The following is an 11,471-nucleotide window of genomic DNA, read 5'->3' on the forward strand; positions in this document are numbered from 1 at the left end:
GGTTTTGCTCCACGCTTCCTTCAGACCCCACCTCGCGGTGGCGCCCTTGCGCTTTGCTAACCCTTCGCCGCCATCAGGCTGGGTAGAGGACTTGCACCTCCAAGCTGTCGAACATGCTCGGCACACGAAAAAGGGCCGCAACAATGCGGCCCGAAGTTTAGGGAGGAAACGCCCAAGAAGGGCGAGCAGGACGGCAACGCCAATCGCCGTGCTGCATTGCAAAATATAGTTCACGCCTGAACATTGGGCAAGCACAAATGGGCAGCATGGCTGCCCATTTTCGTTGCTGCTGTCAGCGGCAGGGGCATGACGCTATGTGCCAGCGAAGCTCTTCGCGGCTCCCGGAACAGAGGGGCCAGCGTGTTGTGAGGACTGCCAACTCAAGCGGCTTCCATCTTGGCGGCTGGCGCAGTGGGAAGCGGCATCCAGCACGTGGGCTCCAGACGCTTCGGGCGCTCGTGTACGTGGCGCTCATCCCGAGACAGCCACCGGCCAGAGACACTGCTGAAGTATCCAATCTCAACCCGTCCCACCCAGAGCAGGACATCATCTTCGGTCCTTGGCGCGGTCTCCATCGGCAGCCACTCGTCCATTCAATTGTCCTGCGTTAATCAATCGTGAACCGTCAAGCTAGAGGGATCACGTCAGAGATAAAGACTTGACAGGACATTGAGCCGCCGCGTTGCTCGCTGAGACCCTTGGATGCATTGGCAGAACGCCTTCCAATGTCAGGACAATCTCGACAGCTACCGTGACTAAGATGCCGCAGAGCAGGTCTCAAGCGGGCACTATTAAGGCAAAGTTTGGTCGCCGCTTGCCACCATGATTGCCTCTGTCCAGTATTGGTGCCGCTCGCCAAGCCGGAACAAGAATGACACACGTTGGAACCCACGATGGTACGCTGGTCGGCCTCTCAGTCCTCATCGCAACGGTAGCATCCTACACCGCCCTTGACCTAGCCGGTCGTGTTCACGCGTCACACGGCTGGGCCAAACATGCATGGCTGGCCACAGCCGCCCTCGCTATGGGCGGCGGTGTGTGGGCGATGCACTTCGTTGCCATGCTCGCCTTCAGCCTTCCTGGGATGCATGTCGATTACGACCTCAGCCTCACAGCCGTGTCCCTTGTCCTGCCGATCCTCGCCACGGGCTTCAGCTTTTACCTTGTGGCGTGGACCGACAGTGGTCTCCCAGCCTTGATCCGCAGTGGCCTCGCCATGGGGGCAGGCATTGTCGGGATGCACTACACCGGCATGGCGGCGATGCGCATGGCGGCTGATCTCAGCCATGAGACGCTGTGGGTTGCCGCATCGGTTCTGATTGCCATCGGGGCATCTACGACTGCGCTCTGGCTCGCCTTTCGGAAAGTGGGCCTCGCCCAAAGGCTTCTGGCGGCTCCTGTTATGGGCCTCGCCATCGCCGGAATGCACTACGCGGCTATGAAGGGGGCAATCCTTACGGCACACTCGCCCATGGACGAGGCTCACGGGCTTGCAAGCCTCAGCCAGACCAGCTTGGCCATCGCTGTCGCGGCAACGACCTTTTCGATCCTGTTCCTGGCCCTGGTTGCGGCGCTGTTCGACCGTCGTTTCGCCGCTCTGGCAGAGCGTGAAGCTCTAGCCCTGCGCGAGAGTGAGGAGCGCTATCGTGCGCTGCTTGAGGCCAGCGCGGTGGTTGTCTGGTTCGCCGCACCGAGCGGAATGATCACGCGCAGTCACGGCTGGACCAAACTGTGTGGGCAAACCGAGCGTGAGTATGCCGATCTCGGATGGCTCAATGTTGTCCATCCTGATGATCAGGGCCGCGTCATCTCCCTGTGGCAACGGGCACTGTCGTCAGCGGGCTTTTACCAAGGCGAGTTTCGGGTTCGGAACCCCAATGGCGAGTACCGCTGGGTGCAGGCCAGTGCCGTTCCGCGCAAGAATTCTGATGGCACAATCCTGGAGTGGGTTGGCAGTATTTCGGATATCCACGCCCGCAGGCTGGCGGAGGAGAGGCTGCAAGCCAGTGAGCAGCGGCTGCGGCTGGCGATTGAAACGACAGGGCTCGGTATCTGGGACGTTGATCTCGTCACGGGTGAGCGTGAGTGGACACCTGAAACGAGAGCCATCGTCGGTGTTGCTGCCGACGCCCCGATCAAGCCTGATACCTTCATGAACTGTGTCCATCCGGATGATCGTGGCCGCGTGGGGCAACGGGAATATGGTGCCTCGTCAACCAGCGAGCGGGGTTATAGTGACACATACCGCATCCTCCGTGCCGATACCGGCGAGGAGAGGTGGGTCACGATCAGTGGTCGAACGCTCACCGATGACAATGGGCAGCCTGTCCGTAGGATCGGAACAATCCAGGACGTGACCCAACACAAGCAGGCAGAAGATGCTCTTCGCACCAGTGAGGAGCGGCTCGGGCTTGCCCTGTATGCCGGGAGAATGTTTGCCTGGGAGCAGAACCTTGCCACGAACTATGTTATGCGCTCTCCGCACGCACTAACCTTGCTGGGCGTCGGGTCTGGCCCGCTTTCAGAGTTCCTTGAAAGGGTCCATCCCGACGACCGCTTCTCGCGCAGCCAATTCGTTGACCGGATCAGCGCGGGCGGCGTCGAGACGATGGAGTTCCGTTACCGGCTCTCAGATGGCAAGACGATCTGGCTGGGATCGCGTGGAGAGCAGGCAGGACCTGACCGGATCGTGGGAGTAACCTTCGACATCACTGACCGAAAAATGGCGGAGGCGGAGCTTTGGCGGGTCGCCAATCACGATGCGCTCACGGGCTTGCCGAACCGCGCTCTCTTTCAGCAAAGGCTCGACCAAGCTCTTAACGAGGCCGCAAAGAATTGCGGTCGCGTCAGTCTTCTGCTCATCGACCTGGACCACTTCAAGGACGTGAATGACGCCCTCGGCCATGATGCGGGCGATGCTCTGCTAAAGAGGACAGCCGCGTGCCTCCAGAGCAGTGTCAGGAGTTGTGATACGGTTGCGCGATTCGGCGGAGACGAGTTCGCGATTGTGTTCACGCAGCTACCAACTGTGGAGCGTGCATCTGAGCGGGCTCAGGAGATCATCGAGAAGCTCCGCGAGCCTTTTATTTACGAGGGCCGAACCTTTGCCAGCAAGGCCAGCATCGGCATCGCCGCCTTCCCGGATCATGGCTCCACCGCCAAGGATTTGCTGAAGGATGCGGATATCGCCCTCTATCGCGCCAAGGCTCAGGGGCGCAATTGCGCCGTGATCTATACCACTGAACTGCGAACAGCGGTCGAGCAGCGGCTTTCTCTCGCGCACGATGTGCGTGAGGCGCTGTCCAGAGGTCACATCATCCCGTTCTATCAGCCCAAGGTGTGCCTCTCGACGGGAAAGGTCATCGGCTTTGAGGCTCTTGCGCGGTGGCAGCATCCGAGCAAAGTCATTCTGACGCCTGCCTCCTTCGGTGCAATCTTCAACGAGCCTGAACCTGCCATGGAAGTGGGGCGTCACCTGATGGCGAGAGTAGCCTCAGACATGCGCGCATGGCTCGATGCTGGGCTCAATCCTGGACGGGTTGCCGTCAATCTATCAGCGGCTGAGTTCATGCAGCCCGATCTTGCAGATTACATTCTGCGTCTTCTCGCTGAGAAGGACATTCCGCTCAAGAACTTCGAGGTTGAAGTTACTGAGACTGTGCTGCTCGGCAGGCGCTCTGAGGTGGCAGCCGCAATCTTAGAGCAGCTTCATCAGCAAGGTGTTCTCATTGCTCTCGATGACTTCGGGACGGGCTATGCGTCTCTCACTCATCTCAAGCAATTTCCGGTCGATCATGTCAAAATTGATCGCAGCTTCATCATGAACCTTGAGCAAGATGCTGGAGATGAGGCGATTGTCGCTGCCGTTGTCGGTCTTGGAAGAAGCCTGAACCTTCAGGTCACAGCCGAGGGGGTGGAGACGGAGGGGCAGGCGCAACGGCTTCGCACGTTAGGGTGTCAGAATGCCCAAGGATACCTCTATGCGAAACCGATGAATGCTGCGGACGTACCGGCATTTCTCTCTAAGCGGATGATTGGGACGCATCATCCTGGGAACATCCGTCTTGTAGACACTCCTAGCTAGATTGGTCCTAGCTTCCTATGGTGCGAGGGTTGGAGTTTCACGTCTGCCCATGCTCCGCCTATGGAGTTCCGGCCCGCCCAGTTTGCCACAAAGGCTTTCGGTTCGAAGCAGATACAGAGGGCGACCGCCCAAGGGACTTGGGGAGGGTGGTCCAACAATTGACTGGAACCTTGACGCTCAGCCCTTCCTACTCTCCGTGGCAGTCAGCCTTCGCACCATAGGTCGAAGTTCCAGGGGAAGGCGGCTGGCCACCTCCAGGTCCGTGAATCGGCCTTGCACCTGCACCTGGGATCATCCTGGTTCGAAGGTCGCTCCGACCGGAGGGACTTTCGAGGGCATTTCTCGCTTTACAGTCCATTCGGTTTTCTCTGGCATCCATCGGCTGAGTAATGGAAGACAGGAAGAGCGGTAGTGTTCGGCCCATCGCATTCTCACAGAATCTGGCGCATGATGAACGCTCTGATTGATGCTCGCCCCGAATGGGCCGACCAGGATACCTTCGAGGCCGACCGCGAGAAGATGCTTCGGTATGGCCTCTCAGCAGGCATGACTCTGAAAGAGCTTCTGCGGATCACCGATCCAGATGTAGTCCTGGGGTTGTGGACGGTGGCGGAGGCTAAAACCGCCGAAGCCTGAGAAGAAAATACCCCCTTTGCTTCGACTCTGGTTCACTGATCGACTTGCGAAGCTTGAGGTTGCCCGACACACTTCTGTGAAGCACAAATCACGGGAGGATCACCATGACGCAGCAAGCGATGGACGTGTCTGCTCCGGGTCTGCTGGATGCCTCAACCAAGATCAAAGCTGTGGCACAGAAGACCCCGGTGCGTCAGGCTCACAAGGCACGCCCGTCTAAAGAGCCAGCCAATCCGATCTACCTTCTTGCGGCGATCACACTTGGCATCCCACTTATTTCGATGATCCCGCTCGTTGGGATGAACCCCAGCGTGCAGGAAGGGACACTCGCGACCATCACAATGTTCCTTGTCTTTTCCGCCTTCCTCGTCGCTGCGGTCTTCGAGATCAAAAGACTGGCTGACGAGTCGTCTGATCAGACCCAGCACTGAAAGACGAGGAATCAATCCTGTTCCTTATGTCTCCGATCAGGTCAGGGAGTGTTACAGGTTCAACCAAGGTGGAGCCGACCACCAGTGAGCAGGCGGTGCAGGAGCTTGCACCGCCTGCCGGGAATGTCTTCAGCAGTTGGTTTGCTGTTTGGTCGTGGTGCCTGTTGCGTCGGAAGTTTGTTTCGTTGTTGTCGAGCACCCGTCGCGCCACCCACACCAGCGCCCACAGCAGCCCCGACCGGACCTCCCACAACTGCGCCCGCCGCACCGCCTGCGGCGGCACCGGCTGCGGCCCCTCCTGGGTCTGCGATGGCAATGGACGGGAGCAGGAAGGCGGTTGCAAGAACAGCGTATTTCATCTCGACACGCATGACTGTTTCTCCACACGGGCCAATCGCGGACTGCGATCTGTTGCCGACTTAACGGCTGCGGCACCAAGGCGTTTCAGCTTAGCGCTCCCTGGCTCAAAAGGGGTCCTGAGGTAATCAGTCCCTGATCCTGCAATTTGGCGGCACAGAGGTAATGACCAACAGTGATTTCGGAAGAATGTCCTTGCCAAAGTTAAGCAAGAGGCATAGGTGAGGCCAAGATCACAGGCATCTGTGTGCTGTATGGGTCGTTCCTGCTGATCCTGTTTGGACATCAACTTGTTCTATATACCTTCCCAAACCAATTCCCGTGCAGCCGAGGGCAAGAGAACCATGAGCGAGAGCGCAACCTCTCCGAACTATATCGAACTTTGTGCTGATATCGTCTCGGCCTATGTCAGCAACAACTCCGTACAAGCTGCCGACCTGCCGTCGCTGCTCAACTCCGTCTATGCCGCTTTGACGAAGACCACACAGGGGCAGCAGGAGGAGCCGAAGGCTGAGTTGGTGCCAGCCATTTCGGTGCGGAAGTCCGTCACTCCGGATTACATCATCTGCTTGGAAGACGGAAAAAAGTTCAAATCGCTGAAGCGCCATCTGCGGACGACCTATGACATGACGCCCGAGCAGTACCGCGCCAAGTGGAACCTACCAGCCGATTACCCGATGGTTGCGCCGAACTACGCGAAGGCTCGGTCTGAGCTTGCTAAGACGATGGGGCTCGGCCAGCAGCGCAAGAAGGGCAAGGCTCCGGTGGAAGTTGCGGCCAATGATACTGTTCCTGCGAAGAGCCGTCGCACGAAAAAGGCAGCCTAGCTCATTCCGCCACTAGGCGGATCAGCCATCGCCGCTCAGCCAAATTCCCGCGAACCCGGTACCACCCAGTACCGGGTTTTTCTTTCGAGGCTTGTCCGATCCCTACGCCGTGACCAAGCCCACGGGGCAGATGTTGAACATGCTCCAGATGGCTTGGCGCAGGGCCAAGGACTACTTTGCCGGGACAGGCTCTTTTGCTGGTGTGGACGCCGCCTTCTGCGCCGCTCCATCAGCATCGTGTCTCAGCTTATCGACAGCCTCGGTGCGTTTGACCTGAAGCTCCCTCTGGCGGTCAGCCTCAGCCTTTGCTCCGTCCTCGGACACATACGATCCGCGATAGTGGCACATGGTGTCCTCCATCTCTCGATTGACTGTCCGAATGATCGGCAAAGCCCATCTCGAACGGCCCATCCAAGGGCTAAGGGCGCGGTTGGCCCATAGTTTCAGCATGGCTGAAAAGAAAGTACGCCGACGAGTGCGGGGCCTTGGTACCCACGTCCCTATGGGATCGGCAGAAGAACGCAGCAACCAGGGAGCCGATCCAGAACGCTCACTCTTTCGAGGCGGGCATTCTCTCGCTCCTGGCGCAGATGCCCCATGACCGGATTGAAGTTGGCATGGCTCGCCGGGAGGGCATGAGCAGTGTGGCGGCTGCCTTTGGGGCAGAGCGCAGCCCGCACGCCATGACGTGTCGAGCCAGTGGACAGGTTCTACGCATCGGCGTCGATGCTTTGCGAGGAGCCGTACGGCAAAGCCCATCGCTCAATGGCCTGCTCGGACGCTACCTGTACTATCTGATAACCCAGACCAGTCAGACAGCCTATGCCAATACGAGCATGAACTTGGAGGCGCGGCTGGCCCGCTGGGTGCTGATGACCCATGATCGCACAGATGGCTTTGAACTCTCCTAACGCACGACTTCCTCTCGGCCATGCTTGGTGTGCGCCGCACCGGGGTGACGACGGCCACCCATGTGCTCGAAGAAGCCCGGATGATCCGGGCCGAGCGGGGACGCATCACCGTGCCCAATCGCGAGAAGCTGGAAGACTTGGCAAATGATGCCTACGGCATAGCCGAGGCCAAGTATGCGCGCCTGATCGATCAGGTGTAGCGATGCATCGCTACTTCTTCAACGTCAGACGGGACGGAGTGCTCATCCCCGACCGTGAAGGTGACGAGTTGCCCGGTGTGGACGCGGTGCAGAAGCTTGGCCTTGACACTGTGCAGGACATGATACGGCTGCCGCATATCTATGGCGAGATCGCGAGTGGCAGAAGGATGCGTTCGTCATCACCGATGAGAACGGCGTAACCGTGCTGATCCTGCCGTTCGCGGACAACAAGGCCGATATTGAGTTCACGTGGCCGAGCCGATGCCTTCACGGACTATCGTACTGAGGCACCAGCCGCTCCTGCGTGAGCGGCGCTTCGAGGCGGAAGTGAACACCACACGGCTCGAACTCGTATTGAATGTCAGCATGGCACTGCGTCGTGAGTATCCTGCGGATCAGGGTGGACCCAAACCCACGACGACTTGGCTCTTCGACCGGTGGTCCGCCCATTTCCGTCCAGTCCAGGAGCAGCTTGCGAGCACCCTCCTGCTCCAGAACATCCCACCGGACCTGAAGCTTGCCTTCAGGCACCGACAGCGAGCCATACTTTGCCGCGTTCGTCGAGAGTTCATGGATCGCCATGCCAAGCGGCACCGCGAGATCAGCCTGCATTTGAACAACAGGCCCATCGAGGATGACGCGGTCTTCAGCTTCGGATTTATAAGGTCCCAGTTCCGCCGTGAGTATTTCGCCCAGAGATGCGGTCTGCCAGTAATCCTCGGTCAGCATCGTATGGGTGTTCGCCAGCGCGACGATCCGGGCCACAAACGAATGGTAGAACTCATCGACCGACTTTGCGGAGCGGGCCGTTGCACCAACCAGCGCCTGAACTGTGGCAAGGGTGTTCTTCACCCGGTGGTGAAGTTCACGGATGAGAAGGGTCTGCCGCTCATGCGTTCGTTGACGCTCCTCCAGATGCGCCTGCACCTCGCGTTGGCGCTTTCTCGCCCGAAGAGCCGAGCCAACGGCATCGGCCAGCACGTCGGGATGAAAGGGCCGCTCCAGAACCGTGACGTTCGCCAACAGCTTGCGCAGACGCGGATCAGGCGTGAGCCCGCGCTGCGTTAGAAGGATGAAGGGAAAGTCCGACCAAGGGGGCTGCTGGGAAATCCAGCTAGCAAGCGCCTTCCGGTTAGAGGAAAGCAGGGCCTCCTCAGTCAGAATGGCACAATCCGCATCATCCAGACTCACCACAACTCTGTCCAGATCGGCACATTGGGTGGAGCCGATGCCGACTTCTCTCAGGATTGCGGCAGCCACATCGGCATCCCGCCCGACCGGTGCCAAGATCAGAACCGACCCGCGACTAAGCTGCATGGCCGTCCCGGTCCTTGAGAAGGGATGCTTCCGCACCTTCATAGGTAGGTACGCCTGTGAGAACCCCACGGAAGTTCTTCAGAGGCTCGCCGACCCGCACGCCTGCGCTGTCGATCCGGTACTCACGAATCGTGTCCTCATGCGAACCGGTCCGCTTTTTGATCACCGAGATGGCGCGTCTAATCCGCCCTTGGGCCTCGAAGAACCGCATGAGCACCACGGCGTCGCTGAGATAGGTCATGTCGATGGGGGTTGCCATCTGACCGACCATGCCATGCTGAGCCAGGATCAGGATTGTGACCACGCCCTGCTGGTTCAGATAGGTAAGGAGTTCGTGCATCTGGAGGGCGACGAACTCCTCCTCGGGCATGGCATTGAGATAGCCGGTCAGGCTGTCGATCACGACCACCCGCGCCCCTGCGGCCTCGACGCTTTCCCGCACAAGAGAGGAGAACTCCCCAGGCGACAGGTCTGCCGGATCAACCTGCTCGATTTGCAGGGTTCCTGTCTCCACATGCGGGGCCACGTCCATCCCGATGCTCGTCGCCCGCTTCAGGAAGATGCGCTTCGTCTCGTCAAAGCTGATGATGAGGGAGGTCTCGCCTCGGTTGAGGGCCGCCTGGACGTAGGCCAGCGCGAGGGACGACTTGCCGACCCCTGAAGGGCCAACGATGAGCGTGCTGGTGCCTCGGTGCAAACCGTCGCCGAGGAGCGCATCGAGTTCCGCAACGCCGCTCGTGGCGGCCTCTGAGTCAAACTCCCGATGGTGCTCGGCGGCAATGAGGCGGGGAAACACATGGACGCCGCCGCGCCGGATCACCATGTCATGGTAGCCGCCCCGGAAGTCCGTGCCGCGCATTTTGATGACGCGTATCCGGCGCTTCTCGGCTCCATACACGGGCGCGAGTTGCTCCAGGCGAATGACCGCATGGCTGATGCTATGCAGATTGAGGTCGTCCTGCTCGGAGGTGAGATCATCGAGCATCAGCACCGTGGCGTTGTTCAGCAGAAAGAAGCTCTTGAGGGCCAGCACCTGCCGTCGATATCGCAGCGAGCCTTGGGAGAGGAGGCGGATTTCAGAGAGGCTGTCGAACACCACCCGAGAGGGTTTGACCCGCTCGATCTCCTCCAGGGCCATCCGGACAGTCTCGCCAAGTTCAAGATCGGAGGAATGGACCAGGGTCTGGAGTTGCTTGGGATCGAGGCTCAGTTCGGGCGGGACAAGCTCATAGATGTCGATGCCATCCAGTGACCAGCCGTGCCGCTCGGCGACATTCAGGAGTTCGCGCTTGCTCTCGGACAGGGTGATGTAGAGGCAGCGCTCGCCCGCAGCCACGCCGTCGAGAAGGAATTGCAAGCCAAGGGTGGTCTTGCCGCAGCCGGGGCGGCCTTCGATCAGGTGGGCGCGGTTGGAGGCATAGCCGCCGTTCAGAATGGGGTCGAGCCCCGGCACCCCGGAGGGAAGCGGGGTGGCGTCGAGAGGTTGTTCAGGCGTCATTGGGTATCCGAGGGAGAAGGGGCTGGAGCCAATATAGGGGACGGCGATTGGAAGAAAGTACCCTTGAGGAGCTTGGTTCCTGCGGCATATGCCTTTTGCTGCGCAACTCTGTGGCAACTGACTGATCCACAGCGATTCGAGGTTATGGCTTCCCTTAACTCTTCCCACCTTGAATGACTGTGAGCTTCCGCAACATCGGCGGGAGGTCCGGGGAGGGCGGCTGGTCGCCTCCAGGTCGGTGAACCGGGCCTTGCACCTGGAATCAGACTGGTTTGGAGGTCGCTCCCACGGGAGGGACTCCCTCGGGCAGTCGAGAGCAATCCTGGCGAGAAGGTCGCATAGCGGGATGTCGGCCCCGTACTTCTCAGCCAAGCGAGCGAGCCGGTACTGACCCTTGCGATGAGGGCAGATGGGGCAATCGATCCGGACGATCACCCATGGGAAATCAGAGAGCCGCTCGACCATGTCCGTAACAAAGCAGCGAAGTCCAGAACAATTAGAGAACAAATTTGTTGGGCTCGGGTTCGAGCGGTTGGGCCAGCAGAGCCTGCTGTGGGCTGCGCATAGCTGGGCAGGAGTGGGAAACCTGGAGACGAAAGAGGACCAAAATTGGTTGGCTTAGCCGGTTTCCCACTTCGACTAAGTTACGGCAATCATTGATAACATTCGCCCCGCGTTGGATCGGGCTGATACGCTACGCGCCCGGTGCCCGCACCATGCTACGGGTAAGGTAAATAATCCGTAGACGTCGTGGACGTCGATACGCCGCGACCAAGGTCGAGGCGATCGTCAGATCAAAGGCAGATCTCAACTCTTTTGGTGCGTTCTTGGGCTTGAGCCATGCCATGACCGGTCCGGTCCATCATGTCGTTGCGGACGAGACTGCGAATGACAAGGCGGGAGGTCCACGCCAACGGCTAAGTCGTCCCGAAGAACTGGTGGCCGTGTGCGGGCCAACATCGGAATGAACCCGCAAGGATGCTACGATAAGCCGGTGCTGCTGATGGGAGGCGCCCATGAGAACCTCACTGGTTTACGGCCCTGGTCATCGGTCTCTGCGGGAGTGCGTCGGCCGCGACGCGCCCCCCGGACGGAGCCCAGGCTAAGCCGGTCAACATCATCCTGTCGGACTTTGCGTTCACGCCACAGAACGTGCGCCTGCATCACGGCCAGGCCTACCAGCTTCGTCTCATGAACCGGGGCTCGGGCG

At 59.6% G+C, this 11,471-nt stretch carries 9 protein-coding genes; 7 read left to right on the forward strand and 2 right to left on the reverse strand.

What is annotated here, in order from left to right:
* The first annotated feature begins 871 nt into the window (after positions 1-871).
* The 7 genes from FS320_RS29985 (at position 872) to FS320_RS50940 (ending at position 7,646) form a co-directional block, all read left to right on the forward strand.
* Positions 872-4,084, forward strand: a complete 3,213-nt coding sequence (locus FS320_RS29985; protein ID WP_152715909.1) for a bifunctional diguanylate cyclase/phosphodiesterase — start codon at positions 872-874, stop codon at positions 4,082-4,084.
* A 447-nt stretch (positions 4,085-4,531) separates the two neighbouring features.
* Positions 4,532-4,720 (forward strand): hypothetical protein, encoded by a 189-nt coding sequence (locus FS320_RS29990; RefSeq protein WP_152715911.1) that lies wholly within the window; start codon positions 4,532-4,534, stop codon positions 4,718-4,720.
* 104 nt (positions 4,721-4,824) lie between these two features.
* Positions 4,825-5,151, forward strand: coding sequence for a hypothetical protein (locus tag FS320_RS29995; RefSeq protein ID WP_152715913.1), 327 nt, complete (start codon positions 4,825-4,827; stop codon positions 5,149-5,151).
* Between the two features lie 701 nt (positions 5,152-5,852).
* Positions 5,853-6,335, forward strand: coding sequence for a Ros/MucR family transcriptional regulator (locus FS320_RS30005; RefSeq protein WP_152715917.1), 483 nt, complete (start codon positions 5,853-5,855; stop codon positions 6,333-6,335).
* Positions 6,336-6,820: 485 nt separating this feature from the next.
* Positions 6,821-7,246 carry a cyclic nucleotide-binding domain-containing protein gene (locus FS320_RS30010; RefSeq protein ID WP_152715918.1) on the forward strand — a complete coding sequence of 142 codons (426 nt, stop codon included), beginning with the start codon at positions 6,821-6,823 and terminating at the stop codon, positions 7,244-7,246.
* Positions 7,247-7,266: 20 nt separating this feature from the next.
* Positions 7,267-7,446, forward strand: coding sequence for a helix-turn-helix domain-containing protein (locus FS320_RS30015; protein ID WP_152715920.1), 180 nt, complete (start codon positions 7,267-7,269; stop codon positions 7,444-7,446).
* A 2-nt stretch (positions 7,447-7,448) separates the two neighbouring features.
* Complete coding sequence (locus FS320_RS50940) at positions 7,449-7,646, forward strand: DUF6894 family protein (protein WP_420846792.1); 198 nt, start codon at positions 7,449-7,451, stop codon at positions 7,644-7,646.
* Positions 7,647-7,713: 67 nt separating this feature from the next.
* Here the strand turns inward: FS320_RS50940 and FS320_RS30020 are convergent, their stop codons facing one another.
* Together FS320_RS30020 and FS320_RS30025 are read right to left on the reverse strand one after the other, a co-directional pair.
* Positions 7,714-8,763, reverse strand: a complete 1,050-nt coding sequence (locus FS320_RS30020) for a sensor histidine kinase (RefSeq protein ID WP_152715922.1) — start codon at positions 8,761-8,763, stop codon at positions 7,714-7,716.
* The gene (locus tag FS320_RS30025; protein ID WP_152715924.1) at positions 8,753-10,261 is read right to left on the reverse strand and encodes an ATPase domain-containing protein; all 1,509 of its coding nucleotides are present in this window, start codon (positions 10,259-10,261) and stop codon (positions 8,753-8,755) included. The genes FS320_RS30020 and FS320_RS30025 overlap by 11 nt, the downstream gene beginning before the upstream one ends.
* Between the last annotated feature and the right edge of the window lie 1,210 nt (positions 10,262-11,471).

It is taken from the genome of Microvirga tunisiensis (genome assembly GCF_009296175.1).
Classification (GTDB): Bacteria; Pseudomonadota; Alphaproteobacteria; order Rhizobiales; family Beijerinckiaceae; genus Microvirga; species Microvirga tunisiensis.

Excerpts from the sequence above, each read along its gene's own strand:
- FS320_RS29985 (WP_152715909.1), top strand. The coding sequence starts at position 872 with ATGACACACGTTGGAACCCACGATGGTACGCTGGTCGGCCTCTCAGTC.
- FS320_RS29995 (WP_152715913.1), top strand. The coding sequence starts at position 4,825 with ATGACGCAGCAAGCGATGGACGTGTCTGCTCCGGGTCTGCTGGATGCC.
- FS320_RS30005 (WP_152715917.1), top strand. The coding sequence starts at position 5,853 with ATGAGCGAGAGCGCAACCTCTCCGAACTATATCGAACTTTGTGCTGAT.
- FS320_RS30025 (WP_152715924.1), bottom strand. The coding sequence starts at position 10,261 with ATGACGCCTGAACAACCTCTCGACGCCACCCCGCTTCCCTCCGGGGTG.
- FS320_RS30015 (WP_152715920.1), top strand. The coding sequence starts at position 7,267 with ATGCTTGGTGTGCGCCGCACCGGGGTGACGACGGCCACCCATGTGCTC.
- FS320_RS30020 (WP_152715922.1), bottom strand. The coding sequence starts at position 8,763 with ATGCAGCTTAGTCGCGGGTCGGTTCTGATCTTGGCACCGGTCGGGCGG.
- FS320_RS50940 (WP_420846792.1), top strand. The coding sequence starts at position 7,449 with ATGCATCGCTACTTCTTCAACGTCAGACGGGACGGAGTGCTCATCCCC.
- FS320_RS29990 (WP_152715911.1), top strand. The coding sequence starts at position 4,532 with ATGATGAACGCTCTGATTGATGCTCGCCCCGAATGGGCCGACCAGGAT.